At 67.7% G+C, this 25273-nt stretch carries 31 protein-coding genes; 9 read left to right on the plus strand and 22 right to left on the minus strand.

The window, feature by feature from the left end:
- Nucleotides 1–34: 34 nt before the first annotated feature.
- Nucleotides 35–223, minus strand: coding sequence for a DUF3073 domain-containing protein (locus AB5J62_RS41135; protein ID WP_370945460.1), 189 nt, complete (start codon nucleotides 221–223; stop codon nucleotides 35–37).
- A gap of 209 nt (nucleotides 224–432) precedes the next feature.
- Here AB5J62_RS41135 and AB5J62_RS41140 point away from each other — a divergent pair, with 209 nt between their 5' ends.
- On the plus strand, nucleotides 433–1326 hold the full coding sequence (locus AB5J62_RS41140; protein ID WP_370945461.1) for a hypothetical protein: 894 nt from the start codon (nucleotides 433–435) through the stop codon (nucleotides 1324–1326).
- 199 nt (nucleotides 1327–1525) lie between these two features.
- Here the strand turns inward: AB5J62_RS41140 and AB5J62_RS41145 are convergent, their stop codons facing one another.
- The 3 genes from AB5J62_RS41145 to AB5J62_RS41155 all read right to left on the minus strand — a co-directional run bounded on the left by AB5J62_RS41145 (nucleotide 1526) and on the right by AB5J62_RS41155 (nucleotide 4386).
- A complete protein-coding gene (locus tag AB5J62_RS41145; protein ID WP_370945462.1) occupies nucleotides 1526–2497 on the minus strand; it encodes an asparaginase in 972 nt (323 codons plus the stop codon).
- Nucleotides 2494–3069: an aerial mycelium formation protein gene (locus tag AB5J62_RS41150; protein WP_370945463.1), complete on the minus strand. Its 576-nt coding sequence runs from the start codon at nucleotides 3067–3069 to the stop codon at nucleotides 2494–2496. The genes AB5J62_RS41145 and AB5J62_RS41150 overlap by 4 nt, the downstream gene beginning before the upstream one ends.
- A gap of 195 nt (nucleotides 3070–3264) precedes the next feature.
- The gene (locus AB5J62_RS41155) at nucleotides 3265–4386 is read right to left on the minus strand and encodes a folate-binding protein YgfZ (RefSeq protein WP_370945464.1); all 1122 of its coding nucleotides are present in this window, start codon (nucleotides 4384–4386) and stop codon (nucleotides 3265–3267) included.
- 39 nt (nucleotides 4387–4425) lie between these two features.
- Between AB5J62_RS41155 and AB5J62_RS41160 the strand changes: the two genes are divergently transcribed.
- Nucleotides 4426–5271, plus strand: a complete 846-nt coding sequence (locus AB5J62_RS41160; protein WP_370945465.1) for an aminodeoxychorismate lyase — start codon at nucleotides 4426–4428, stop codon at nucleotides 5269–5271.
- Here AB5J62_RS41160 and AB5J62_RS41165 read toward each other — a convergent pair.
- The 9 genes from AB5J62_RS41165 to AB5J62_RS41205 all read right to left on the minus strand — a co-directional run bounded on the left by AB5J62_RS41165 (nucleotide 5268) and on the right by AB5J62_RS41205 (nucleotide 11209).
- Nucleotides 5268–5678 carry a hypothetical protein gene (locus AB5J62_RS41165; protein ID WP_370945466.1) on the minus strand — a complete coding sequence of 137 codons (411 nt, stop codon included), beginning with the start codon at nucleotides 5676–5678 and terminating at the stop codon, nucleotides 5268–5270. The two genes, AB5J62_RS41160 and AB5J62_RS41165, sit on opposite strands and share 4 nt — an antisense overlap.
- Before the next feature lie 5 nt (nucleotides 5679–5683).
- Nucleotides 5684–6520, minus strand: a complete 837-nt coding sequence (locus AB5J62_RS41170) for a biotin-dependent carboxyltransferase family protein (protein ID WP_370945467.1) — start codon at nucleotides 6518–6520, stop codon at nucleotides 5684–5686.
- Nucleotides 6517–7122: an allophanate hydrolase subunit 1 gene (locus tag AB5J62_RS41175; RefSeq protein WP_370945468.1), complete on the minus strand. Its 606-nt coding sequence runs from the start codon at nucleotides 7120–7122 to the stop codon at nucleotides 6517–6519. The genes AB5J62_RS41170 and AB5J62_RS41175 overlap by 4 nt, the downstream gene beginning before the upstream one ends.
- A 9-nt stretch (nucleotides 7123–7131) precedes the next feature.
- Nucleotides 7132–7746 carry an FABP family protein gene (locus AB5J62_RS41180; RefSeq protein WP_370945469.1) on the minus strand — a complete coding sequence of 205 codons (615 nt, stop codon included), beginning with the start codon at nucleotides 7744–7746 and terminating at the stop codon, nucleotides 7132–7134.
- Nucleotides 7747–8063: 317 nt separating this feature from the next.
- The gene (locus tag AB5J62_RS41185; RefSeq protein ID WP_370945470.1) at nucleotides 8064–8372 is read right to left on the minus strand and encodes a DUF1416 domain-containing protein; all 309 of its coding nucleotides are present in this window, start codon (nucleotides 8370–8372) and stop codon (nucleotides 8064–8066) included.
- Entirely contained in the window at nucleotides 8372–9208 is an 837-nt protein-coding gene (locus tag AB5J62_RS41190) for a sulfurtransferase (RefSeq protein ID WP_370945471.1), read from the minus strand. The genes AB5J62_RS41185 and AB5J62_RS41190 overlap by 1 nt, the downstream gene beginning before the upstream one ends.
- A 31-nt stretch (nucleotides 9209–9239) precedes the next feature.
- A complete protein-coding gene (locus AB5J62_RS41195) occupies nucleotides 9240–9674 on the minus strand; it encodes a DUF4395 domain-containing protein (protein WP_370945472.1) in 435 nt (144 codons plus the stop codon).
- Nucleotides 9675–9871: 197 nt separating this feature from the next.
- Nucleotides 9872–10312, minus strand: a complete 441-nt coding sequence (locus AB5J62_RS41200; protein WP_370945473.1) for a TlpA family protein disulfide reductase — start codon at nucleotides 10310–10312, stop codon at nucleotides 9872–9874.
- On the minus strand, nucleotides 10313–11209 hold the full coding sequence (locus AB5J62_RS41205; RefSeq protein ID WP_370945474.1) for a DUF2993 domain-containing protein: 897 nt from the start codon (nucleotides 11207–11209) through the stop codon (nucleotides 10313–10315).
- A gap of 162 nt (nucleotides 11210–11371) precedes the next feature.
- On the opposite strand from AB5J62_RS41205, the gene AB5J62_RS41210 reads away from it, so the two are divergent.
- Nucleotides 11372–12115 (plus strand): winged-helix domain-containing protein, encoded by a 744-nt coding sequence (locus AB5J62_RS41210; RefSeq protein ID WP_370945475.1) that lies wholly within the window; start codon nucleotides 11372–11374, stop codon nucleotides 12113–12115.
- On the opposite strand, the gene AB5J62_RS41215 is transcribed toward AB5J62_RS41210, so the two are convergent.
- Nucleotides 12112–12504, minus strand: coding sequence for a hypothetical protein (locus AB5J62_RS41215; protein ID WP_370945476.1), 393 nt, complete (start codon nucleotides 12502–12504; stop codon nucleotides 12112–12114). The two genes, AB5J62_RS41210 and AB5J62_RS41215, sit on opposite strands and share 4 nt — an antisense overlap.
- 30 nt (nucleotides 12505–12534) lie before the next feature.
- Between AB5J62_RS41215 and mshD the strand changes: the two genes are divergently transcribed.
- The 5 genes from mshD (at nucleotide 12535) to pstB (ending at nucleotide 17536) form a co-directional block, all read left to right on the plus strand.
- Nucleotides 12535–13401 (plus strand): mycothiol synthase, encoded by an 867-nt coding sequence (gene mshD, locus AB5J62_RS41220; RefSeq protein WP_370945477.1) that lies wholly within the window; start codon nucleotides 12535–12537, stop codon nucleotides 13399–13401.
- A gap of 218 nt (nucleotides 13402–13619) precedes the next feature.
- Entirely contained in the window at nucleotides 13620–14750 is a 1131-nt protein-coding gene (pstS, locus tag AB5J62_RS41225; protein WP_370945478.1) for a phosphate ABC transporter substrate-binding protein PstS, read from the plus strand.
- Nucleotides 14751–14778: 28 nt separating this feature from the next.
- On the plus strand, nucleotides 14779–15840 hold the full coding sequence (pstC, locus tag AB5J62_RS41230; RefSeq protein WP_370945479.1) for a phosphate ABC transporter permease subunit PstC: 1062 nt from the start codon (nucleotides 14779–14781) through the stop codon (nucleotides 15838–15840).
- A gap of 1 nt (nucleotide 15841) precedes the next feature.
- Complete coding sequence (gene pstA, locus AB5J62_RS41235) at nucleotides 15842–16756, plus strand: phosphate ABC transporter permease PstA (protein WP_370945480.1); 915 nt, start codon at nucleotides 15842–15844, stop codon at nucleotides 16754–16756.
- 3 nt (nucleotides 16757–16759) lie between these two features.
- The gene (gene pstB / locus AB5J62_RS41240) at nucleotides 16760–17536 is read left to right on the plus strand and encodes a phosphate ABC transporter ATP-binding protein PstB (RefSeq protein WP_370945481.1); all 777 of its coding nucleotides are present in this window, start codon (nucleotides 16760–16762) and stop codon (nucleotides 17534–17536) included.
- Between the two features lie 70 nt (nucleotides 17537–17606).
- Here pstB and phoU read toward each other — a convergent pair whose 3' ends face one another.
- The 6 genes from phoU to dusB all read right to left on the minus strand — a co-directional run bounded on the left by phoU (nucleotide 17607) and on the right by dusB (nucleotide 23436).
- Nucleotides 17607–18272, minus strand: coding sequence for a phosphate signaling complex protein PhoU (gene phoU, locus AB5J62_RS41245; RefSeq protein ID WP_370945482.1), 666 nt, complete (start codon nucleotides 18270–18272; stop codon nucleotides 17607–17609).
- Between the two features lie 94 nt (nucleotides 18273–18366).
- Nucleotides 18367–19752 (minus strand): LCP family protein, encoded by a 1386-nt coding sequence (locus tag AB5J62_RS41250; RefSeq protein WP_370950473.1) that lies wholly within the window; start codon nucleotides 19750–19752, stop codon nucleotides 18367–18369.
- Between the two features lie 725 nt (nucleotides 19753–20477).
- Complete coding sequence (locus AB5J62_RS41255; RefSeq protein WP_370945483.1) at nucleotides 20478–21176, minus strand: GGDEF domain-containing protein; 699 nt, start codon at nucleotides 21174–21176, stop codon at nucleotides 20478–20480.
- A 110-nt stretch (nucleotides 21177–21286) separates the two neighbouring features.
- The gene (idi, locus tag AB5J62_RS41260; protein WP_370945484.1) at nucleotides 21287–21841 is read right to left on the minus strand and encodes an isopentenyl-diphosphate Delta-isomerase; all 555 of its coding nucleotides are present in this window, start codon (nucleotides 21839–21841) and stop codon (nucleotides 21287–21289) included.
- 52 nt (nucleotides 21842–21893) lie between these two features.
- Nucleotides 21894–22208: a hypothetical protein gene (locus AB5J62_RS41265; protein WP_370945485.1), complete on the minus strand. Its 315-nt coding sequence runs from the start codon at nucleotides 22206–22208 to the stop codon at nucleotides 21894–21896.
- An 82-nt stretch (nucleotides 22209–22290) separates the two neighbouring features.
- Nucleotides 22291–23436: a tRNA dihydrouridine synthase DusB gene (dusB, locus tag AB5J62_RS41270; protein WP_370945486.1), complete on the minus strand. Its 1146-nt coding sequence runs from the start codon at nucleotides 23434–23436 to the stop codon at nucleotides 22291–22293.
- A 49-nt stretch (nucleotides 23437–23485) separates the two neighbouring features.
- Here dusB and AB5J62_RS41275 point away from each other — a divergent pair, with 49 nt between their 5' ends.
- A complete protein-coding gene (locus tag AB5J62_RS41275; protein ID WP_370945487.1) occupies nucleotides 23486–23836 on the plus strand; it encodes a hypothetical protein in 351 nt (116 codons plus the stop codon).
- 1 nt (nucleotide 23837) lies between these two features.
- Here the strand turns inward: AB5J62_RS41275 and AB5J62_RS41280 are convergent, their stop codons facing one another.
- Together AB5J62_RS41280 and AB5J62_RS41285 are read right to left on the minus strand one after the other, a co-directional pair.
- The gene (locus AB5J62_RS41280) at nucleotides 23838–24218 is read right to left on the minus strand and encodes a hypothetical protein (protein ID WP_370945488.1); all 381 of its coding nucleotides are present in this window, start codon (nucleotides 24216–24218) and stop codon (nucleotides 23838–23840) included.
- Nucleotides 24219–24608: 390 nt separating this feature from the next.
- Nucleotides 24609–25142, minus strand: a complete 534-nt coding sequence (locus AB5J62_RS41285) for an O-acetyl-ADP-ribose deacetylase (protein ID WP_370945489.1) — start codon at nucleotides 25140–25142, stop codon at nucleotides 24609–24611.
- Between the last annotated feature and the right edge of the window lie 131 nt (nucleotides 25143–25273).

The following is a 25273-nucleotide window of genomic DNA, read 5'->3' on the forward strand; positions in this document are numbered from 1 at the left end:
TCGGCCTTGGCCTGCCCTCGCGTGTTCACCGTGGTCAACGACGGTAGTCGTCGTACCCGTCTGAGTACGGGTCGTCCTCGCCGTCTTGTTTGTCCTCGCGGTGGTCATCCGAGGAACTACTGGACAGCTCGCGCTGCAAAGCGTCGAAGTCGGTCTCATGGGAGCTGTACTTGAGCTCCCTAGCCACCTTCGTCTGCTTAGCCTTAGCCCGGCCGCGCCCCATGGCTCGACCCCCTCGCACAGGGGCGGGGCGGCCGGGGGAAATCGGCGGCCCCGCATCTCTCGACAACTATTTCCTGCGGACAACATACCGTGTCCCGGGGGTGCGATGCGACGTGGCTTCGTGTGCCGGACATGACACCTCAGTGGGGATTCACGCTCCACCGGCCAGTCGGTGCGGATCGTCGCAGGTGGGCGTGCCACGATTCACACGTGCTGCGACCGTTCGTGTCCTACCTCAGGGTGTACGAACCGCTGTCCGCGTTCGGCGATCCGCCCGACAAGCTGCTGGTCGAAGCGGTGGAGGCGGCCCAGCTGAGCCGCGCGGCCGTCGGCGAGCGGGAACAGTCGATGTGGCTTAGATCACAGATCACCTCGCCGAGTCGCCTGTTCCCGGCCGAGCTCGCCGACGGCCGCGCGGCCCCCAGCACCACCACCGACGTGCTCGTGCTCTCCCCTGCCGAGGTGCCGTCCGGCCTCGGCTCCGAGCCACTCGTCTGCCCACTCGAACTGCGCGCCAGGTCGGCAGCGGCACTCGTCAGCTTCATGTCCGACGCGCACCCCGCGCTGATGAACTCGATCCTCGACCCCGGCGGCCTGTCCGCCGACCGCGTCCGCAGCCGCGCGAAGGCGGCGCTCAGCGGTTCGAGCCGCCCGGTGGTCCACGTGCTGTCGACCACCTGGACGGTCCCGCTCCCCTGGTTCGCCCTGATCGAGCCGGACGAGCGCCGCCTCACCCTCGGCACCGGCCGCCACGACCCCGCCCGCGAGCTGTCTTGGCGCACCACGATGGCCGAGGCCCGCGCCCGCGTCACCGAGGCGCACTCACTGGTCGAGAACACCCTCGGCGACTCCGGCCCCGCCCGCATCCTCGCCGACACCGCCCGCTGGCTGGAGAGCTTCAACGCCAAGTCCGCCGTCGAGCTCGACTACGGCGGCATCGTCCAGATGATCGCCGACCCGATCCTCGAGACCGACACCACGGCCGACGAGGTACACGGCATCCTCGAAGCCCTGCGCTCCGGCAACGTCGAAGAACTCGCCGAACTCTTCACCGACCTGCGCGAGTACTGGGGCGAACTCGCCGCCCGCGAGCGCTTCAACTGACCCTGCCCTAGCCCGAAAAAATCCCAATGCGTCCTTCGGTCCGTGGGAGGTCCCGAAAGCGTCCTTCGGTCCGTACCAGGTCCCCAATGCGTCTTTCGGTCCCTACTGGGTCCCCAATGCGTCTTTCGGTCCCTACCGGGTCCCCAATGCGTCTTTCGGTCCCTACCAGCACCCGAAAGACGCATTGGGATTTTTCCGGCTACAGGTCGGCCAGGACCTGGGTGGGTACGCGGAGTTCGCCGACCGGGCGGCCGCCGCCGAAGACTTCGCCGTGGCCGCGGCCCATGCGTTCGATCGCCGCGTTGTCCGGAGGCAGCGCGCCGAGCGAGCGCAGGGCGGCGACCAGCAGCGGCGGGCGAGCGCGCTGGGCGCCGTCGTCGATCTTCAACGCGAGCGCGGTGCCGTCGGCCAGCGAGAAGGCGTGGACGCCCTCGGCGCCGCCCTTGGCCAGCAGGCCGTCGACGGCCTGCATGAGCACGGTGTCCTCGCGGCCGGTGCCGCCGACCAGCCAGGGGTGCGCGCGCATCGCGTCGGCGACGCGGCGCTCTTCCAGGTAGGGCGAGGTGACCAGGCGGCCGAAGGCGCGCGCCAGGCCGGTCAGCGAGAAGGCCGCCAGCGGGAGGCCACAGCCGTCGATGCCGGTCGCCGCGACGGGCTCGCCGGTGACGTCGGGGAACGTCGCCGCGATGACCTTCTGCAGGTCGTGCTCGACGGTCTCGTAGCCATCGGTCGGCATGCCGCGCTGGACGCAGGTGAGCAGCATCGCGGCGTGCTTGCCGGAGCAGTTCATCGCCGCCTTGCTCGCACCCTTGCGCGCGAAGATGGCGGCGAGCTTGCTCGTCTCGTGCACCGGGTACGCCGACGGGCAGACCAGCGCGGACTGGTCGAGACCCGCCCGCTCCAGCAGCGCCAGCGCGCGCTCGACGTGTTTCGGCTCGCCGTTGTGCGAGCCCGCGGCGAAGGCCAGGTCCTCGTCGTCGACGTCGAGACCGGCGCGCAGCATGCCGAGCGCTTGGAACGGCTTGTTCGACGAGCGCGGGTAGATCGGCCGGTCGACGTCGCCGACGGCCAGGCGGACCGAGCCGTCGGGGTTCGTCACGACCAGCGCGCCGCGATGGACGCTTTCCACGATCTCCGAGCGCACAACCTCCACCAGCACGGGATTGGTCACTGCGCTCCTTCGTCGCTCCTGCCGCGCTCGCGGCTGATCAGTTCGTCCACCGAGGCCGTGCCGCTGCGGTACCGCGCGGCGATCTCGCCGTTGATCGTGTCCATCACCGATTGCACCTCGCGCCTGCGCAGCGACACCTGCGACTCGGCCTCGGTGTAGGTCTTCAGCGCGCCTTCGAGACGCTCCTCGCTCAGCGAGCTGACGTCGGAGAGGTCGACGTCGCCGACGAGCGCTTCGGCGTGCCGACGGTGCTCGCCCGCCCGCGACGGCTCCAGCTGCTGATGGCGGCCCTGACGCGGCGACGAGGAGACCGCGTTGTCAGCGAGTATCGAAGCCAGCTGGTCGACGATGCTGGTTTCCCCGCCGGAACTGCGGCGCTGCTGTTCGGCACGCACGATGTCGATCCGGGCGTGCAGAAGTCTGCGCAGGTACGAGAGGTCGGTTTCCTCTTGTGCCGCTTCGTCTCTGCGCCCGCGCAATTCGGCCAGAGGCAACTCGGCGAGGTTGCGCACGTAGCCCTCGGCCAGTACGCGGTCGATCCGTCGGCGCCCACCGGGCCGGACTTCGATCACCTTGACATCCTGCTATACGTCGGTCTACTTAGCTAGGGCGTGTTTCATGAGCCTTGTTCGCGATCTTCGCGCCCAGGCGGCCCCTGGCGGCACCGCGGAATCACCCGAGTACAACCCGGTACGAGGATGATTCCGCGGCACCGCCAGGAACCACCTGGATCACGAAGCTCATCGAACAGACTCATGAAACACGCCCTAGCCCCGAAGCCGTTGTGCGGCTTCGCGGCCGGGTGCGGCGCCTTCGGCGGGCACCGAGTCTGGGTCGATTGCAGCTTGCACTTGGCGATCTGCAGCTCCGGCCAGCAGTTCCGAGCCGACCGGCGTCGACCGCTTGACCAAGGCCAGCGCGATCGGGCCGAGTTCGTGGTGCTGCACCACACTGCCGACCCGGCCGACCGTGCGCTCGCCGAGCAGCACGGGATCACCCGTTTCCGGCGCGATCTCCGGGGAACCGTCCAAATGCAGGAGCACCATGTTGCGCGGCGGCCTGCCGACGTTGTGCACCTTCGAAACGGTCTCCTGTCCCCGGTAGCAGCCCTTCGCGACATGCGCGGCCGAGCCGATCCAGTTGACCTCGTGGGGAATCGTGCGGTCATCGGTGTCGACACCGATCCTCGCGTGCAACGCCTCGACGCGCAGCGCGTCGAACGCCCAGCTGCCGACGGGACGCGCCCCGGCGTCGGTCAGCCTGCCCCACCAGTCGGTCAATTCCGCACGCGGCACCACCAGGTCGACACTGGACTTGCCAGGACACGGCATCCGCCGCGCGAAGCCGCCACCGGGCAGTGAAACCACATCGGCGGTGAGCTGAACATCCACAGTGGACAGCACGCGCTCGGCTTCGGGGCCCAGCACGGTCAGCAGCGCGAAGTCCGCCGTGACATCGCGGATGTCCACTTTGGACCAGAACTTCATCGCCTCGAGGTACTGGATCAGCGTCTGCTTGCCGCCGGACGGCAGCGCGCTGGTGACCTGCGGGCCGGGGTCGGTGTCCAGCCACACGGTGTCGCCGTCGTAGGCGACCGCCATGTGCGTCTCGACGCGGCCTTGGGAATCGAGGACGAGCGCCTCGGTGGCCGCGCCGGCGGGCAGCTCGGTCATGTGCTGGGAGATGACCAGGTGCAGCCACGAAAGCCGCTCCTCGCCGGTGACGGAGATCAGTTCGCGGTGTGAGCGGTCGACGATCGCGGCGCCACGGCCGGCCGTGCGCTGCTCGGCGAACGGGTCACCCCAGTGCCACGGGACACCGGCCTCCGGGTGGCCGTCGGGCGCGGCGATGGATCCCCGCAGTTCGAGCAGTGGTGACAGATAGGCCATACGTCCGATATTAGGGGTGACTGGGTAGCGTGGTGAGTTATGCGCGTGCTCGCCTTTCTCGATGGGACCCTTGCCGCACCCGACGCACCCCAGATTCGCGTCGACGACCTGGGGCTCCTGCGTGGTGACGGCGTGTTCGAAACCGTGCTGGTGACCAACGGGAAACCCCGTGAACTGGGACCGCATCTGGACCGGCTCGCGCGCTCGGCCGCCATGCTCGACCTGCCGCGCATCGACATCGCGGCCTGGGAAAAGCTCTGCGACCAGGTCATCGGCGAGTGGGCGGGCAGCCCCGAGTTCGTGCTGAAACTCGTCTGCACCAGGGGAATCGAGGGCGACCCCGACGCCACCCCGACCGCTTTCGCTCTCGCGAACGAGGTCGACCCGAAGGTGTTGCGTGCCCGCGCCGAGGGTGTGTCCGTCATCACCCTCGACCGTGGCATCGACCCCGGGCTCGCCGAGCGCGCGCCGTGGCTGCTGCTCGGCGCGAAGACGATGTCGTACAGCTTCAACATGGCCGCCATCCGCGAGGCGAAGCGCCGCGGCGCCGACGATGTGATTTTCACCGCCGGCGACGGTTCGATCTTCGAAGGCCCGACCTCGACCGTGGTGCTCGTGCGCGGCCGCACGCTGTACACGCCGCCGTCCGACATCGGCATCCTGCCGGGCACGACGCAGGCCGCCCTCTTCCGCGGCGCGGAGAAGGCGGGCTGGACGGTCAAGTACGAGCCGCTGCGCGTCGAGGACCTCTACGAAGCCGAGGGCCTTTTCATGGCCTCGTCGGTGCGTAAGCTGACCCGGATCCACACGGTCGACGGCCGCGCGCTGCCCGACTCGGCTGCCGTCTACGGCGAGCTGATGGCGGCTTACGAGGGCGAGTACTAGTTCACGACGAGGCGAACCGTCGTCGGCTGGGCGCCTTCCGCCCGGTAGGCGGCGATCTTGTGGTGCCCGTCGACGATGAACACCTGGCCGCCGGAGTGCAGCAGCACCGCGACCGGCTTGTGGTGGGTGCGGATCGCGGTCCGGTAGTAGGTCACGCGTGCCTCGTCGGACGGCGGCCAGTCACCGGTCGGGACCAGTTCGATGCCGTCGGCGAGCGGCTCGGGTCCGTGCAGCTCGTAGTCGCCGTCGGCGAGCAGGTCGAGCAACGGGCGCAGGGTGGCGCTCAGCGGGCGCCGTAACTGGCCGGTCGCCAGTGCGATGCGCAGCGCTTGCTGAAGCTCCGGCCGGACGACCTTGCCGTCCGCGTTGATGGTGCCGCTGCCGCCGGAGACCGATACTCGTTCCACAAACATCAGGACGGACGGAACCGCACTGTGGTTCCAGGGCGTACCTGCCCGAGAGCGTTCAGTGCGCTTCTGAGGGCCACCGCGACGACCGGATAGCCGCCCGTTGTCGGATGATCGGCGAGGAAAAGCACTGGTAGCCCGCTCGGGGGCACCTGAATGGCACCGGTGAGTAAACCCTCACTGGGCAATTCGGCGATTTCACCCGCTCGGCGCAACGATTTCCCCTCGAAACGGAGCCCGACGCGGTTCGACTCGGACGTCACGGTCCACGGCTTCGCGAGGCTCTCGGCGGGATCGTCGAACCAGTCGTCGCGCGGCCCGAGCGTCACCGGGACGATCAGTTCCGGCGGCGCGACGGCCGGCCGGATCACGTCCCAGCCGCACGGGACGCCGGGCTCGCCCAGCGGCAGGACTTCGCCCGCCTTGAGCGGCTCCGGGCCGATGGCGGACAGGACGTCTCGCGAACGGCTCCCGAGCGCCGGTTCGACCGTGAGACCGCCCGAGACGGCGAGGTAGCTGCGGAGCCCGGTCGCGGGCGTACCGACGCTCAGCGTCTGTCCTGGCTTGAGGAACAACGGCAGGTGCGAACCGCCGTCGCTGACGTCGACCGGCGGTCCGGTCACCGCGACCGTGCACGGGACGCGTGCTTTGAGCGTCAGCCCGCCGAGCAGGCATTCGACGCCCGCGGCGGACTCGTCGTTGCCGACGAGCCGGTTCGCGAGCCGCAGCGCTCCCGTGTCCAGCGCGCCGGACGGCGGCACGCCGAGATGCGCGTTGCCGGGCCTGCCGAGGTCTTGGATCAACGCGTGCGGACCGGGATCGAGGATTTCGATCTCCCTCACCGCACGCTCCGGAACCGCACGCGGTCGCCGGGCGCGAGCAACGCTGGCCGCTCGGCGTGCTGGTCGAACAAGACGGCGCCGGTCCGGCCGAGCAACCGCCAGCCGCCAGGCGACTCACGCGGATAGACCCCGGTGAACTCACCTGCGACACCGACGGAACCGGCGGGCACGCGCGTCCGCGAAGTGTCCAATCTGGACTGTTGGAGCGGCTCGGGAAGTCCGGTCAGGTAACCGAATCCGGGCGCGAAGCCGGTGAAGGCCACTGTGTACTCGGCGCCGGTGTGCAGCTCGACGACCGCCTGCACGGACATCCCGGCATCGCGCGCGACGAGCTCCAGATCTTCGCCGTCGTAGCCCACTTCGATGGTGATCTCACGGGATTCGGTGGCAGGCGGGTGTGTCAAATCCCCGACGAGCGCGCGGACCTCGTCCAGCGCACGCGAACCGGGCCGCACCTCGACGAGCAGGCTCCGCGCGCCGGGCACGAGTTCGACCACATCGGACGGCCGCGCGGCCTCGACGGTCACGCGCGCGGCCATCGCCTGCTCCAGCGAATCGCACTCGAGCAGCGCACCGTGCTCGCCGTACCGCCGCCACCGCATGGCGACTATTTAACCGACAACCCGCTTCAGCAGAGCGGAGGCGTGCGGCTGCATCGGCTGCCCGACCATCGCGCGCTCCTCGACATAGCCGAGGTCACCGTTGTTGACGAGCCCGTACAGCCGCTGCGCGCCGGTGACCTCTTTGGCCGTCATGCTCCGCACGACCGCGTCGGTGCCCAGCTCCCAGGACGCCTGGCCGCGGGTGGCGCCGTAGAACAGCTCAAGGATGCCGGTGTTGTGCGCCAGCAGCAGCTCGATCGTGTCATCGGCCTGCGGACGCCAGAAACCGCTCTCACGGGCGGCCGGGCGGATGACGTTGCCACCGGAGTCCAGCAGCCACGAGCGGGCCTCGTGGATCAGGAACGGCCTGCCGTCGTGCGAGATCGTGAGCTGCATCGCGAACCGGAACGGGCCCTCGATGGTCGGGTAGTCGATCTCACCCTCGCCACGCCAGACACCGACGAGCGGCAGCAACGCGAGGCACGCGTCGTTGAGGTTCGGTCCCTCACGCAGATTCGCCGTGTCCGCCGGGATGGGCAGATCGTCGAACTGGGGGACATTGCGCAGGCGAGTGGACTCCGCGCGCTTCTCCGCGGCCTGAATGGCCTCGTCACCGCTGGACATAGGTCAGCGCTGGTCCGAGTACAGCCGGTAGACGACGTACACGGCGAACCAGGTGATCACCAGGCCGGCCAAGACGAGCAGGCTCGTAAACAGGATTTCCACGCCCCGAGAATAGCCCGCCCCGCCCCGCCCGGCCCTGTGGGCTTCGGTACAGCGCTTTTGCCCCAATGCGTCCTTCGGTCCGTGGGAGATCCCGAAAGCGTCTTTCGGTCCCTACCAGGTCCCCAATGCGTCCTTCGGTCCCTCCCAGAACCCCAATGCGTCGTTCGGCACCTGGGAGGTACCTAACGACGCATTGGGATTTTTTAGCTCTGGGGCTAGGCGACCGCGATCGCCAGCTGGTGGACGCCGGGGCCGGAGGCCGTGACCGAGGCTTCGCCGTTGCCGCTGCGGTGCAGGGCGCGGACGGTCCAGTTGCCGGGTGCCGCGTAGAAGCGGAAGTCACCGTCGGCCGAGGACACGACCTCGCCGGTGAAGTCGCCGTTGCCGTCGAGCAGGCGGACGAAGGCTCCGCCCAGCGGTGCGTCCGAGGACGTCACCTTGCCCGCCAGCACGACCTGGCCCTTGGTGTCGTAGTCGGCCGGGGTGGCCGTCTGTACCGGTGCGCCGCAGCTGTCGTCCGCCATTACTTCGCTCCCAACTCAACGGGCACGCCGACCAGCGAGCCGTATTCGGTCCATGAACCGTCGTAGTTCTTGACATCCGAGTAGCCGAGGAGCTCGTGCAGCGCGAACCACGCGATGGACGAGCGCTCGCCGATGCGGCAGTACGCGATGGTGGACTTCGCCTCGTCGAGGCCCTCCTCCGAGTACAGCTCCTTGATCTCGCCTTCGGTCTTGAAGGTCCCGTCCTCGTTGGCGACCTTCGCCCACGGCACGTTCAGCGCGCCGGGGATGTGGCCGGGGACCTGGGACTGCTCCTGCGGCAGGTGCGCGGGGGCGAGCAGCTTGCCGGAGAACTCGTCCGGCGAGCGCACGTCGACGAAGTTGCTGCCGCCGATGGCCGCGACGACCTCGTCACGGAAGGCACGAATCGAGAGATCCTGCTCCTGCGCCTGGTAGTCGGTCGCGTCGCGCTTGACCTCGTCGGAGTTCAGCTCGCGGCCGTCGAGCTCCCACTTCTTGCGTCCGCCGTCGAGCAGCTGGACGTTCTCGTGGCCGTAGAGCTTGAAGTACCAGTACGCGTACGCGGCGAACCAGTTGTTGTTGCCGCCGTAGAGGACCACGCGGTCGTCGTTCGAGATGCCCTTCTCGGAGAGCAGCTTCTCGAAGCCTTCCTTGCTGACGAAGTCGCGGCGGACACCGTCCTGCAGGTCCTTGCGCCAGTCGAACTTCACCGCGCCGCGGATGTGCCCGTTGTCGTAGGCGGTGGTGTCTTCGTCGACCTCGGCGAACACGACGCCGGGGGTGTCCAGATTCTCCTCGGCCCACTGGGTGGTGACCAGGACGTCTTCACGGCTCATGGAGCGGCTCTCTCTTTCTTGGGTGTGAGGTCTACGAAGCTGAGGTGGTGGGGCTGAACCGCTTGAGCAGCAGGTACATCTCGCACCCGAGGCAGAAGTTGAAAGCGGCGTTGAGGAAGGCTGCGAACAGCGCGAACGCCGTGGCCACGATGCCGAGCACGGTCAGCTCCGTGACGAAGCCGATCGTCCCGATCAGCGCGAACACGAACCCGACCGACTGCGCGAACCGCAGCGGCGCCGCGTCCTCACGCTCGGCGGACGGCTTCAGTCTCGGCGCGACCAGCGTCCGGTAGACCAGTGCGTACGGCGACTGCTTCAGCCCGATGAACGCGCCGATGGCGAAGACCACGGTCTGCGCCGCGAGCAGGGGCCACCACTGCGTGATGAGCACCACCGCGAGCACGATCGTCGTCAGGATTGCCTGGAACCTGGGCCCGCGTGGGTCCACGGCCGGTCCTGCTGACATGTCATCTCCTGAATTGGACGTGCTTGTACACACCGAAAAACCAGGGATACGCGGACGCGCTCTAGCGCTGTGCCCGCCAAGCCGGACACAGGCTGCTCCGCACGCGGCAGAGATCAACCGCGCGGCGTTGCGTCAAGAGGAGGCGCCTGTTCACGGCGTCGACCCTACCCAGTGCTCCCTCACTGTGGGAACAGCGTTCATTCCTTGGGATGCATCCCAGAATTCGAGAGATCAAGGTATGGCTTGAGCGCTTCCAGCAGGTCAGCGGCTTTCGGAACACCACCGACGCGAAGCAGCTCGCGGCCGTCGGAAGCCAACGCGAGGGTCGTCGGGGTTCGCAAAACCGACAAAGCGTGCGCGACCTCGGGCTGTTCGGTGACGTCGAGGTCGACGTGACGCAAGCCGGGGGTCTTCTCCGCGAGGTTCGAGAGGATCACTCGCGTATGGCGGCACGGCGCGCAGAACGTGGTCGAAATCTGGACCAGTGTCACCGAGGCCGCCGGGTCCAACGCCGCGGCGACCACCTCGGGAAGGTCATGGGTGCGGGCGGCACTGATCCGGCCGTTGCGAGCGCGCAGCACGAAGCCGGCCACCGCGCCGAGCACCAGCGTGCCCAGCAGCACCCACACCCCGGTCACTTACTTCCCCTTCACCGGCAATCCCGCGAACGTCACGTCGCGCATCTCGCCCTTGATGGTCACCGAGCCAGGATTGACCTTCACCCCGGTCGGCTTGACCTGGAACGGCAGGTCGCCCGGCTTCACGGTCGCTTCGAACGCCTTCAGGAACTTCGCCTGGATGATGTCCTCAACGACGGTGGTCTCCTTGTCATTCCCGTACTGCAGCCGCTTCGGCGCGAACGTGATGGCGCCGTCCTTCAGCTCGATCATCGCGAAGCAGAAGATCTCCACCTTCTGACCGGCGATCTGCAGCTCGCCGGACATCCGGACGCCCGCCTTGGCGTCGTCGGTGATCTCCGAGCCGTCGGCGTTGGTCGTGGTGGTGTCCTTCTTCTTGGTGTCGACGCCGGTCTCGACGTACTCCTCGCTCGACGGGTCGATGCGCAGGTTCTCGATCTTGTCCAGCGGCGCGATGCGCGCGATGTCACTGGCCTTGACGGTGGCCTGGCCTTCGAGCCTGCCGATGGTGATCGTCTTGGTGTTGCCGTTCAGCACATCGCTCAGCGGCGCCTTCACGTCGTACAGCTCGGCGTTGAGCTCGAGGTCGCGCAGGTTCTCGTTGACCGGCACACCGGAGGCGTAGACGGAGATGTGACCGTAGTCACCGCCGAGCGCCTGGGTCAGGAACGGGAAGCCCTTGATGGTGACCGACGGGTCTTCCGTGAGCTTGAGCTGATCCTTCGCCTTCTGCGAGATCTCGTGCTCGGCGAACGCGGCCATGCCGAAGTCCGCGCCGACCAGAATCGCGGCCAGCACCAGGAAAACGATGATCAGCCTGCGCGCGCGCCGCCCTTTTCGCCGCGATGGCGGCTGCTCCATCGCGCGGTCCTGCTGGGCTACTGGCCTGCTCACCATTTAGTCCGATCTGCTCGCTTGCGACTGGCCTCCACCGTCTCACCAGGTGTGATGGACCCGGCAGGGGGGAGGTCTTTCTCGCGTTCACCCGCTATTCTCACTTAGCACCGACCCAGCGACGTGTTCGAGGCGACGTAACTGACGTGAAGGCGGTGTGGGCGCATGAGCCTGGATCTTCTGGTACTTACTCCCGAGGCGGATGCCGCCTCGGTGCTGCCCGCTCTCGATCTGCTCCCGCACACCGTGCGCGTGCGTGCTCCCGAGGTCACCGCGCTCCTCGACGCCGGTCACCGTGACGTCATCCTCTTGGACGCCCGCAGCGACCTCGCCTCGGCGAAGAGCCTGTGCCGGTTGCTCAAGGGTACCGGTGACGACGAAGGCTCGACGCCCATCATCGCCGTCGTCGGCGAAGGCGGCCTGGTCGCGGTCAGCGCCGAGTGGCGCACGGACGACATTCTCCTCCCCACCGCAGGCCCCGCCGAGATCGACGCCCGCCTGCGGCTGGCCACCACCCGCGACGGCGGAACGTCGCAGGTGGACGCCGAACTGCGCGTCGGCGAGCTGGTCATCGACGAGGCCACCTACACGGCCAGGCTCAAGAAGCGCACCCTCGAACTCACGTACAAGGAGTTCGAGCTGCTCAAGTACCTCGCGCAGCACGCGGGCCGGGTCTTCACGCGCGCTCAGCTGCTGCAGGAGGTCTGGGGCTACGACTTCTTCGGCGGCACGCGCACGGTCGACGTGCACGTCCGGCGCCTGCGCGCGAAGCTCGGCCCCGAGCACGAGCAGATGATCGGCACCGTCCGCAACGTCGGCTACAAGTTCGAGCGCCCGTCGAAGGGCGGCGCCGCGCCGAAGCTGCCGGTCCAGGCGTCCGCCGACGCCACAGAGCTGACCTCCCACTAGAGGTCGGGTAGCGGGTCCGCGGGCAGGTCGCCTTCGACTTCGAGGTCGGCCGCGCGGACCACGGACACGTACTCTTCGTCGATTTCGAGCGCCAGCCCGCCGAAGCTGATGGTCGGCCCGAACGACGGGTGGATGTCGACCGGCCCGAGCCGTGTCGACCTCGGGTAGACCTCCCAGACCGAGCTGGGCTTGTAGCGCCGCCAGTAACTGCAGGCGATCACCACGATGCGCCGGTCGGTCACCACGACCAGGAAGTTGATGCCGCCGATGGACGAGGCGGCCCGCTCGCCCGCGAAGTCCGTCGAGGCGGCTGGGAACGCGTAGCGGATCTCGTCACCCCTCGGCAGGAACGGCTTGCAGGCGTCCCGAACCTTGGCTTTCAACGGCATGTGCCCAGTGTGCCCCGGTAGGTTGGGCTCATGCTGAACGCGGTGTGGGTGAGTGACCTCGGCACGGACGAGGCGCGGGTGACGGACCTGCTCAAGGCCGTCGCCGACGTCGACGGCAAGCCGGAGATCGAGGACGGCTTCCCGTTCCGGGGCGGCAAGCACCTGCTGGCGAGCGTCGACGGGGAACTGGTCGGCTACGCGCATCTCGACACCGACGGCGACGCGTTCGGCAACCAGGTCGCCGAGTTGTTCGTGCACCCGGAGCACCGGCGCAAGGGTTACGGCGGCTCACTCGTGCAGGCGTTGTCCGTCAAGGGGCCGCTGCGGATCTGGGCGCATGGCGATCACCCGGCCGCCGCCGCGATCGCCGCGCGGCAGGGGCTCGCCCGCGCGCGGGAGCTGCTGGTGCTGCACACCGAGGTCAAGGACTGGCCGGAACCCGCCGTCGAGCTGCGGACCTTCGTCAAGGGCCAGGACGAGCAGGCGGTCATCGACGTCAACGCGCGCGCCTTCGACTGGCATCCCGAGCAAGGCAGCCTCACGGTCGAAGAGCTGCGCGCGACCGAGGACAAGGCCTGGTTCGACCCCGAGGGCTTCTTCCTGGCCGAGGACGCGAATGGCAAGGTCATCGGCTTCCACTGGACGAAGGTGCACGCCGCCGACCCGAAACGCTTCGGCGGCGAGCCGGTCGGCGAGGTGTACGTGGTCGGCGTCGATCCGGCGGCGCAGGGCGGCGGACTGGGCAAGGCGCTGACTTTGGCGGGTTTGCGGTATCTGCGCGACCGTGGCCTCCGGCAGATCATTCTTTATGTCGAGGGTGACAATTCCGCGGCACTGGCGGTTTATTCCAAACTTGGTTTCCAGCGCTTTTCGGTGGACGTCCAATACGCGGGTTAGCGCACTGCGAGCGGGTTGTCACTGAGGGCGTACATGCAGGTCACGGCCAGGTGACGGCCGTCTCTCGGTACGAGTAGCACTGCTCACATCAGGGCGGTGTTCACTTTCCGTTCACCTGGACAGGACCATCTGTCCATTCCGGCTGCCTAATGTCCGGTTCCGGCGCGGCGAGACGTTCGCGCGGACCTGAGGAAAACTCTCCAGCTGGAGGAAATGCAGTGAAGATCATGCGGCCGTTGGGCGCGATCGGCATCGTGGCGAGCGCCGCCCTCGTGCTCGTGGCCTGTGGTTCCGACCCCGCGGCGAAGAACAGCGGCACCAGCTCGTCGGCTGCCGTGCCCGCCGGTGACGCCACGGCCCAGGTGGAGTGCGGCGGCAAGAGCCCGCTGTCCGCTGAAGGCTCGTCCGCGCAGAACAACGCGGTCGAGATCTTCAAGCAGAAGTACACCGCGAAGTGCGCCGGTCAGCAGGTGAACTACAACCCGACCGGTTCCGGCGCGGGTGTGAAGCAGTTCAACGCCAACCAGGTCGACTTCGCCGGTTCGGACTCGCCGCTCTCGGGCGCCGACGCGGACGCCGCCAAGGCCCGCTGCGCCAGCGACGCGTGGAACCTCCCGCTGGTCGTCGGCCCGGTCGCGATCGCCTACAAGCTCCAGGGCGTCGACAAGCTGGTGCTGACCCCCGAGGTCACCGCGAAGATCTTCAACGGCGGCATCAAGACCTGGGACGACCCGGCCATCAAGGCCGTCAAGGGCAACGAGGCGCTGACCCTGCCGTCGAAGCCGATCCAGGTCGTCTCCCGCTCGGACGAGTCCGGCACCACGGACAACTTCCAGAAGTACCTGAAGGCCGCCTCCAAGGGCGCCTGGACCCAGGGTGACGGCAAGGCGTTCAAGGGTGGCGTCGGCAACGGCGCGGCCAAGTCGAACGGTGTCGTCGAGGCCGTCAAGGCCGCCGACGGTGCGATCACCTACGTCGAGGGCGCCTTCGCCAAGGACGGCGTGACCGCCGCCCAGCTCGACAGCGGCTCCGGTGCGGTCGAGCTCTCCGCCGCCAACGTCGCCAAGGCGCTCGACGCCGCGAAGTTCAAGAAGGAGGGCACGAACGACCTCGCCCTCGACCTGGACGGCATCTACGCCAGCAACACCCCTGGCGCCTACCCGCTGCTGCTGACCACCTACGAGATCGTCTGCTCGAAGTACGCTGACGCCAACGTCTCGAAGGCCGTCAAGGCGTTCCTGAACGTCGCCGCGACCGATGGCCAGAAGCCGCTGTCGGACAAGGGCTACGTGCCGATCCCGTCCTCGCTGCAGACGAAGGTCCTCGAGGCCATCAAGGCCATCGCGTAACACACGACAGGCTGGACTGAAGAAGTCGATGACCGACTCAACTTCGACGCGGACGCCCACCGGGGACCCCGGTGGGCGTTCGCCGTCCTCTCGCATCCCCCCGGAGGCCCCGATTTCGGAGCAAGCACCGGCCTCGGCACCGAAACCGGGGTCCAAGGCCGCGGTGAAGCAGCGCCCCGGCGACCGCATCTTCAAGAACCTGACCACCGGCGCCGGCGTCTTCGTCGTCGCCCTGATCGGCCTGATCGGGCTGTTCCTGCTGGTGCAGGCGATCCCGGCGCTCAAGGCCGACAACGCGAACTTCCTGTTCTCCTCCGCCTGGTCGACCGGTGACCCGAACAACATGTCGTTCGGCATCCTGGACCTGCTCCAGGTCACCGTCGCCACCTCGCTGGTCGCGCTGATCATCGCGATGCCGGTCTCGCTGGGCATCGCGCTGTTCCTGACCCAGTACGCGCCCAAGCGCCTGGCCAGGGCGTTCGCCTACGTCATCGACCTGCTCGCCGCGGTGCCGTCGATCATCTTCGGCCTGTGGGGCATCCTCGTGCTGGCGCCCGCGATCGAGCCGTTCTCGCAGTGGATCAACGAGACCTTCTCGTGGATCCCGGTCTTCGCGCCCGGCAACGTGGCGCCGAGCCTGCGCGGCACGATCTTCACCGCGGGCGTCGTGCTCGCCGTGATGCTGCTGCCGATCATCTCCTCGCTGACCAGGGAGGTGTTCGAGCGCACGCCGACCCCGCACATCGAGGGCGCGCTGGCGCTGGGCGCCACCCGCTGGGAGGTCATCAGGACCACGGTCCTGCCGTTCGGCAAGGCCGGTTACATCGGCGCTTCGATGCTCGGTCTCGGCCGCGCGCTCGGCGAGACGATCGCGCTGGCGGTCATCCTGCTGATCCCGGTCGGCCGTGACTTCACCTGGAGCGTGTTCGACGGCGGCGCGACCTTCGCGTCCAAGATCGCCGCGAACTACAGCGAGTTCAACAACGTGACGTCGGCCGGCGCGTACATCGCGGCGGGCCTGGTGCTGTTCCTGTTGACCTTCCTGGTCAACTTCGCGGCCAGGTCCATCATCGCCAAGAAGGTGGACTGAGATGACGACTTCACTCGAAGCGCCGGCCACGACGCCCGCGTTCCAGCAAGTCAGCCTGGCCCGCAAGTCGAAGAACACTGTCGCGACCGTGCTCGTGTGGCTGTCGTTCCTGATCGCCGTGGTCCCGCTGGTGTGGGTGCTGTTCACGGTGGTCGTCAACGGCATCACCCGGATCCCGTTCTCCAACTGGTGGAGCGAGGACTTCGGGAACGTGCTGTCCGACGAGGTCGGCGGCGGCGTGCTGCACGCGGTCATCGGCACCCTGCTGCAAGGCCTGGTGTGCGCGGTCATCGCCGTGCCGCTCGGCCTGTTCGTCGCGATCTACCTGGTCGAGTACGGCCGTGGCAAGCTCGCGAAGACGACCACGTTCATGGTCGACATCCTCTCCGGTGTCCCGTCGATCGTCGCCGCGTTGTTCATCTACGCGCTGTGGATCACCACGTTCGGCTTGCCGCGCAGCGGTTTCGCCGTGTCGCTGGCCCTGGTGCTGCTGATGATCCCGGTGGTCGTGCGGTCCTCGGAGGAGATGCTCCGGATCGTCCCCGACGACCTGCGCGAGGCGTCCTACGCGCTGGGCGTTCCCAAGTGGAAGACGATCGTGAAGATCGTGCTGCCGACGGCGTTGTCCGGCATCATCGGCGGCATCATGATGGCGCTCGCCCGGGTGATGGGCGAGACCGCGCCGCTGCTGGTGCTCGTCGGCTACTCCAGCTACGTCAACTGGAACATCTTCAGCGGTGAGCAGGCTTCACTGCCGCTGGTGATGAACAACGAGCGCGTCACCAACACGATGACCCCCGGCAGCGTCGGCTTCGAACGCATCTGGGGCGCCGCACTGACCCTGGTGCTCATCATCGCGGTGATCAACCTGCTCGCCACGCTGATCTCCCGCCTCGTCGCCCCGAAGAAGAAGTGAGTCATGGCCAAGCGAATCGACGTCAAAGACGTAGACATCTACTACGGCAAGTTCCACGCCGTGGACAGCGTCACGCTCTCGGTGCCGCCGCGTAACGTCACCGCGTTCATCGGCCCGTCCGGCTGTGGCAAGTCGACCGTGCTCCGCACCCTCAACCGCATGCACGAGGTCATCCCCGGCGCGCGGGTCGATGGCGAGGTGCTGCTCGACGGCGAGGACATCTATTCGTCCACTGTGGACCCCGTGCAGGTGCGCCGCACGATCGGCATGGTGTTCCAGCGCCCCAACCCGTTCCCGACGATGTCCATCAAGGACAACGTGGTCGCCGGCCTGAAGCTGGCCGGTACCAAGAACAAGAAGCGGCTCGACGAGATCGCCGAGCGCGCGCTGCGTGGCGCGAACCTGTGGAACGAGGTCAAGGACCGGCTCACCAAGCCGGGCGGCGGCCTCTCCGGTGGTCAGCAGCAGCGGCTGTGCATCGCGCGCGCGATCGCGGTGCAGCCGGACGTGCTGCTGATGGACGAGCCGTGTTCCGCGCTGGACCCGATCTCCACGCTGGCGATCGAGGACCTGATCGGTGAGCTGAAGAAGGAGTACACGATCGTCATCGTGACTCACAACATGCAGCAGGCCGCCCGGGTCTCCGACCAGACGGCGTTCTTCAACCTCGCGGGCGTCGGCCAGCCCGGCCGTCTGATCGAGCTGAACGACACGGAGAAGATCTTCTCCAACCCCACCGAAAAGGCGACCGAGGACTACATCTCGGGCCGCTTCGGCTGAGTCTCCAAACGCGATAAAGCGGGCTTTACTCCCCGGAGTAAAGCCCGCTTTATCGCGTTCTGCGGTGTTCTTACAGGTCTTCGGTGGAGCCGTAGCCCGGCATGCGGCCGGTGACCACGAAGACCATGCGGCGCGCGACCGACACGGCGTGGTCGGCGAAGCGCTCGTAGAACCGGCCCAGCAGCGTGACATCGACGGCCGCGGCGACGCCGTGCGGCCAGTTCTTGTCCATGATCACGGTGAACAGGTGCTTGTGGATGTCGTCGACCTGGTCGTCGTCGGCTTCGAGCGTGCGGGCCGCTTCGACGTCCTTGGTCTTGATGACGGTCTCGGCCTGCCTGGCCAGCTTGACCGCGACCGAGCCCATCTCGGCGAAGTACGGCTTGACGTCCGCGGGGAGCACCGCCTCCGGGTGACGGCGGCGCGCGGCCTTGGCGACGTGCAGCGCCAGGTCGCCCATCCGCTCCAGGCTCTCCGCGGCGTGGATGGCGGCCAGCACGGTACGCAGGTCGGTCGCGACGGGTGCCTGCAGGGCCAGCAGCGCGTACGCCGCCTCCTCGCAGTCCGCCCGTGCGTCGTCGACCTTGGAGTCGCCGCTGATGACCTGCTCCGCCAGGCTGAGATCCGTCTCCAGGAGCGCCTTGGTCGCCAATTCCATGGCGTCCGCGACCTGAAGTGACATTGCAGCAAGCTTTACGGCCAGCTGTTCGAGTTCGACGTGGTAAGCCTCGCGCATGGTCTCACTTTACGTGCGGTGATTCTCGAATGCCGCATCGCAGGGTGAACCGGACGTGAACCCGGCTTAACGAATTTGCCGAGGTCACAGGGGGTTATCCCGTGGTAGCTGATTTCTTCGAGCCACCGGCAGGCTTCGCGGGCGTAGACGGCGGCGCGGCTTCTTCGACCGGCTTGCTCGGGTCGGGCAGCGGCGCGTTCTCGATGAGCGACTTGAACACGGCGGTGGCCTTGCCCTGCTGCAGAACCTCGTTGCCTCGGCCGTTGGCGGTGCCGGTGGTCGGCACGGTCATGAAGTTGATCTTGGACGGATCGACGCCCTTCATGGACTGCGCGAGGGTGAGCATCTGGTCGACGCCGATGTTGTCACCGAACGTGGCCTTCGCGAACGCGGTGACGAAGCCGGTCAGCTTGCCCGCGTCGAGCATCACGTCCTTCGACATGACCTTCTTGAGCAGCGCGCCGATGAACTCCTGCTGCCGCTTGATCCGGCCGTAGTCCGAAGTGACGTCACCCTTGACGTGCCGGACGCGCACGAAGTTCAGCGCCTGGTCGCCGCTGATCTGGTGGTCGCCCGCCTCCGGGATGACCATGCCGAGCATGGTGTCGTCGATCGGGATGTCGGTGTGCACGGTGACGCCCTGCACCGCGTCGACCATGTCCTTGAAGCCGTTGAAGTCGATGCCGACGAAGTGGGTCATCCGCATGCCGGAGATCTGCTGGATCACCTTGGTGACGCACTGCGGGCCGCCGACGGCGTACGCGGTGTTCAGCTTCGCGATCTTCTGCGCGGGCGACTTTTCGTCGCTGTACTGGGAAGTCGCGGGGTCGAAGCGGTTGCACTCCGGCCGCGAGATCTCGAGGTCGCGCGGGAAGGAGATCACCACGACCCGCTGCCGGTCGGCCGGAATGTGCGCGATCATCACCGAGTCGGAGCGCGCGCCGGGCGTGCCGCTCGCGGTGCCGACGCCGTCTTCGGCGTCCGCGCCGTCACGCGAGTCGGAGCCGACCATGAGGAAGTTCTCGTCACCGGTCTGCCCGGCGGCGTTCTGGATGTCAGCGGAGTTCTCGTCGAGCGCGGAGACCGACTTGAACTGCTTGTCGAAGAACACCTTCGCACCCCAGGCGACGCCGGTGCCCGCGAACACGATCGCGGCCAGCGCGATCGCCACGATCCGGCCGATCAGGACGGACCGTTCGATCTTGCGTTCCTTCTTTTCCTGCAACCGGGTCTGCGCGGGCTTCTCTTCGGCTTTTTCCTCCGCCGGCTCGGCGGCGGAGGGCGCGACGACGCGCTGCAGTGCCGTGCGCGTCTGCTCGAGCAGCGCGGCGGGCCGGGCGGCGAGCCGCTCGCGGCGTTCCCGCTTGCGGTTCTCCGCCGCCTCCATCTCGTCGTGCGCGGCCGAGAAGCGGGCGAGCGTGTGGTCGATCTTGCGGCGCTGCCTGGTCGGCTCGTCGATGGTGTCGAGCTCGTCGGTCATCAGCGTCTCGACCGGCGGGCGCGGCGCGGCGGGCCGTCGCGGCCTGCGCACCGGCTGGGCGACCTGGGTGGCGTCCGGCTCGGTGCGCGCCTGCGGCTTGGCAGGCGCCGGCTTGGCGATCTGGGTCGCTTCGGCCTCCGGACGGCGCTGCGGCTTCGCCACGGGCGCTTCCGGGCGTCGCCGCGGCGGCTGGGCCATGGGCGGCTCGGCGGCGCGTGCGGGCGGTTCACCGGTGATCGGCACCCGGCGCGGCTGACGCGGCGCGCGGACACCCGGCACCGGGTGCGCGCCGGACTGACGCGGCTGCCGGGCGGGCGGCTCGGGGGCGGCGGCGCGCCGGGGCGCTCGCGGCGGTTCGGGGGCGGGCGGGGCGAACACCGGGCGTTCACCCGTGTGCCGCGCGACCATGTCCGAGACGCTGATCCCGCCGGAGGCCTCCATCGACCGCCGCCGGTCGGCGCGCGGGCGTCTCGGAGGGTTCCCGCCAGAGCGTTGACCGGTGCCTTCGTTGCGCTCGTCGGGCACTCGGTCTCCTCTCGTAGCGGTCGTGAGTGAGGCCGCTGAGCCTTACTCAGCAGTACGGGCCTTTCGTTATCGTACGGATACCTGTTGTTCCTGACGACACCCTGGCCCTAATTTTTTCACCGTCAGTACGTCACCTGATCCTGATCGCCACGTTCTGGTGAAGATCGTCGCGTTCCGCAGGCTGAATGTCGGAATTTTCGTTACTGAGGGTGTTTAACGATGTGGACAGACTCACAGTCCCGATAGGCGACCATATTGCGCCCGGCCCGTTTCGCGGCGTAAAGGAGCGTGTCCGCGCGCACCAGCTGCCGTTCAGCTTCGAGCGCGCGCCCCTGACCGGGTCCGTTTTCGTGGGCCAGCCCGACGCTGATGGTGACGGTGAGCCCCGGCTGCAGCTTCGACCACTGGTGGTCGGCCACCCGTGCCCGCGCCGCCTCGGCGACCCGCACCGCGGTCCGCGCGTCGATGTCCGGCATGACCAGCGCGAACTCCTCGCCGCCGTACCGCGCGCAGAACGCGCCGGGCGGCAGTCCCTCCTGCAGGAGCCCGGCGACGCGCCGGAGCACCCGGTCGCCGACCAGGTGCCCGTAGGTGTCGTTGACCCGCTTGAACAGGTCGAGGTCGATCAGCGCGACGGCGATCCCGCCCTGGCGTTCGCGGAGCAGGCCGTGCAGGTGCTGATCGAGGTAGCGGCGGTTGTAACTGGAGGTCAGCGAGTCGCGCAGGCTGCCGGCGTGCGCCAGGTCGAGCGCCGAGCGGAGATGCTCGTAGGCGCGGCGCCAGTCGCCCTGGTTGGCGAGCATCCCGGCGATGGACTCATGGAGTGCGAGCAGGTCGGTCCCGGCCGCGCCCGTCGCGAGCGCGGTCTCGTGGTCCGGCACGACTGTCACCTCCGTCACGCAATTCATGTCGACGTAAAGGAGGCGACTCTTGAGATATCGGTACGGTAGAACGCGAATATCGCTCAAGTGGACGACATTCGTCGCTCGTTGTCACATTCGGCGGTTCGCTATTTCCGCCCGGAAAACTGCGGCAAGCTCTTGAGCAGCGGAAACTGGTCTTTCGCCCAGTAACTCACATTTGCATCTGGTTGATCCAGTAACTTCACGTAGTCATCCCAGGTGAGCCACCGGAAATCGTCGACTTCTTCCGCATTCGGCTTCGGATCCTCATCGACCACTGCCGTGAACACGGGACAGAACTCGTGCTCGATCACCCCGTCGAAAACCGGCGTCCGATAGACGTATTTCGGCAGCACACAGGTGAGCTCGTCCAGCCGGGGCATCCCGAGTTCGTAGTCGGCACGGCGCCGCACGGCGTCTTCGAGCGCCTCGCCGGGCGCCGGGTGCCCGCACACACTGTTGGTCCACACACTGGGCCATACCTTCTTCGAGGCCGCCCGCTGGGTGATCAGGAACTTGCCGTCGGCGCGGCGGAAGACGTAACACGAGAACGCCAGGTGCAGCCGAGTGTGCTCGTGATGGCTGGCCAGTTTCGGCCCGGTCTCCCCGGTCGGGGTGCCGTCCTCGGTGCAGAAGACGATCCGCTCTTCTTCGATGCTCACCGCTTCTACTGAACTACAAAGACGCGGCCGCGGCCACCACTTTCAGGGTGGCTTAAAAGGTCAAATGTGACAGCGCGTAGGCGAGCACGGCGACGGACGCGGCCAAGGCCACCAGCCCCAGCACCCCCGCCCAGGCGAGGCCCGCCCCGAACCGCTTCCACTGCAGTGTCAGCCCCATCAGCCCGATCCCGACCGCGAGCACGCCGAGCCCGACCACGGCGAGCAACTCGAAGATCGACGTCCCGACCACACCGGCCGGGTCGACACCGGCGACCTGGATCAGGATGGGGATCGCGAACGCGGCGAGACCGACCAGTACGCCGACCGCTTTGCCAGGTGCCTTCCGCTGGGTTTCCGACTGCTCCACGGTGTCCTCCTCGTCCAGCTAACGAGCGTGGCAGCAGTAGATGCCAGTCCGCTTGAGTAGGACTACCCGGATCCGCCAGTAGTTATCCGCCCGAGTGCATGTCCTCGGTCTCCGGAACGCAGTCGTCATCCGGGTCGTCGAGCCAGCCGTGCGGCAAGGTGACCTTGCCCGGCGACCCCTGCCGTCCCCGCGGCCCATCGGCGTTCTCGGGGAAGGGAGCGTCGTGGTCGAGCTTGGCGATCAGGTCATCGAGCTCGGCCATGCTGGACACCATCGCGAACCCGCGGCGCAGCTCGGACCCGACCGGGAAGTTCATGAAGTACCAGGCCATGTGCTTGCGCAGGTCCCGCAGCGCCTTCGTGTCCCCGTCATGCTCGACCAGCAGTTCGGCATGCCGCCGCAGCACCCGCGCGACCTCACCGAGATTCGGCCCCTGCGGAATCGGCCGCCCGGCGAACGCCGCCTCCAGCTCCCCGAACAGCCAGGGCCTGCCAAGACACCCACGTCCGACCACAACCCCGTCGCACCCGGTCTCGGCCATCATCCGCAGCGCGTCGTCGGCGCAGAAGATGTCCCCGTTCCCCAGCACCGGAATGCTGGTCACGGCCTGCTTCAGCTCGGCGATCTTCGACCAGTCCGCCTGCCCCGAGTACCGCTGAGCGGCGGTCCGCGCGTGCAGGCTGACCGCGGCGGCCCCCTCGGCCTCGGCGATCCGCCCGGCATCGAGGAACGTCAGATGCTCGTCGTCGATCCCGACCCGGAACTTCACGGTGAACGGCACCCCGGCCTCGGCCGCGGCCTTCGCCGACTCCCGCACGATGTCCGCGAACAGCTTCCGCTTGAACGGCAGCGCCGCCCCGCCGCCCTTCCGCGTCACCTTGGCGACCGGGCACCCGAAGTTGGAGTCGATGTGGTCGGCCAGACCTTCGCCGGTGATGATCTTCACGGCCTCGCGCATGGTCTTCGGGTCAACCCCGTAAAGCTGCATCGACCTGGGCTTCTCGTGCTCCCCGAAGGTCATCATGTGCATGGTGCCGGGATGCCGTTCGACCACCGCGCGGGCGGTGATCATCTCGCAGACGTAGATGCCGGCCCCGTACTCGGCGCACAGCTGCCGGAACGCGACGTTCGTGATGCCCGCCATGGGTGCGAGCACGACTGGCGGATCGACGTCGTACTGGCCGATCTTCAGCGCGGGCTTGCTCAGGGTCTGGGTCACGCCTTCCATTGTCGCTGGTGACCCTCGCCACCCGCACCTGGGTCGCTAGGCTCCGCCGATGACCGAGCTCGCCACAGTGCCCGGCGTGATCCCCTACGTCGACCACCACGAAGGCCCCCGACGGCTGCTCACCCTCGAGATCCCGCCCTTCACCAGCAACGCGGTGAACTACTACGCGCCTTACGCGAGCATCGACGGCCGTCAGTACGTGGTGACCTGGGGCAGCGTGACGTTCGAGATCCCGGCCGACCGGAACGTGCACGTCAGCGTGCACCTGCTGACGAACTACGGAGCCGGCGCGACGTCGACGCCGTTCGCGTCGATGATCCTGCCGCCGCACTCGGCGCCGCTACGGCTGGCCGCCCAGTTCACGTCCAGGCCGCAAGGCGCGCTCGTCCCACTCGGCTGACTCAGGCCGAACGCGGCTTGACCAGCTGGCTGATCCGCTGTGGGGAAACGCGAAGAATGCGGGCGGCGTCCTGCTTGGAAAGGCCGCTGCCGAGCAGTCGCCCAACTGCCAGGCGAGTCTGATCCGCAGCCTTTCGCTGCGCGAGGTCGGCCTCACGGGTCGCCTGCCTGGCCGACTTGACCTCGTCTCCGAGCGCGCCCGGAATCTCGAACTCGATCCGCACCTCGATCTCGTCGTGCGGGATCTCCTCCATGATCTCCACCAGGTCGACGGCCATCCGGTGAGCCTCCGCGGTCGAACGCCCCTGAGTGACGCCGACGCCATCGACCTCGACAACCCACCACTTGCCTTCACGACGCGCTGTCGCCTGATAAGTCTTCATTGCAACCACCCCAAGGGAAGGCAGGCCATCTAGGGGACTTTACTGTCAACATAAAGCCCATCTAGATAGATACGCTCGATCGTGTGGACTATGCCACCGGACTCTCTGGTCATGACTCGGCCGCCACGAAGATGGTGACCATGGCCACCGAGAAAACCAGCTTGTCGTCACCGGACTTGGCATCCCCCGAACATGCCCTCGCCGAAGCCCGAGCCGCTGCCGTCGAATACGTGGCGCGGTTCGGTGAGCCGGACCCCGAAGACGCGGCCAAGATGCGAGCCAAGCTTGCCGAAGCAGGTGTCGGACTACCGGAATCCGCCGAACAGTTCGCCGCGCGTCAGGTAGCCATGGCCAGCCTCTTCAACTCCACGAACACTTCGAGAGCCGCGCCTACCCGGCCATGCGACCTCCGCCATGGATCACTCCGTTCAGTGCCGTCCACAGCAGATCTTGGGCTGACTCGTCGTACGCGACCAAACGAATAAGCTTGACCGCGGTCGGGGTCGAGCGGAGGGTGTCGACCGCGATCCGCGCGGCCTGGTCGGCCGGAAATCCATAGACACCAGTGGCTATCGCGGGGAACGCGATGGTGCGGACGCCGAGTTCGTCGGCGAGTGCGAGGCTTCGGCGGTAGCAGGAGGCGAGCAGGCCGGCTTCGCCGAATGTGCCGCCTTCCCAGAGCGGGCCGACCGTGTGGATCACGTGCTTGACCGGTGGGTTCAGGCCGAAGGCCGGGGTCGCGATCGCGTCGCCGGGCTCGCAGGGGCCGAGCGCGCCACCGGCTTCGGCGAGGCTCGGGCCCGCCGCGCGGTGGATGGCGCCGTCCACTCCTCCGCCGCCGAGCAGTGATTCGTTCGCGGCGGTCACCACGCAGTCGACCTGCTGACGGGTGATGTCGCCGAGTACCACCTCGATCTGGGGCATCCACCCATCATGGCTTCCGAAGCGGGCAGGCAGGGCTTCGTTCTCGCAAGGCGAACCGCACTCGCCCAGGCGCTAGGCCCAGGTATGAGGGGAGCCTTCATCCACGCTCGGCGTGAGCGAGGGCCTCCCTC

This window comes from Amycolatopsis sp. cg5, assembly GCF_041346955.1.
In the GTDB taxonomy this organism is placed as follows: Bacteria; Actinomycetota; Actinomycetes; order Mycobacteriales; family Pseudonocardiaceae; genus Amycolatopsis.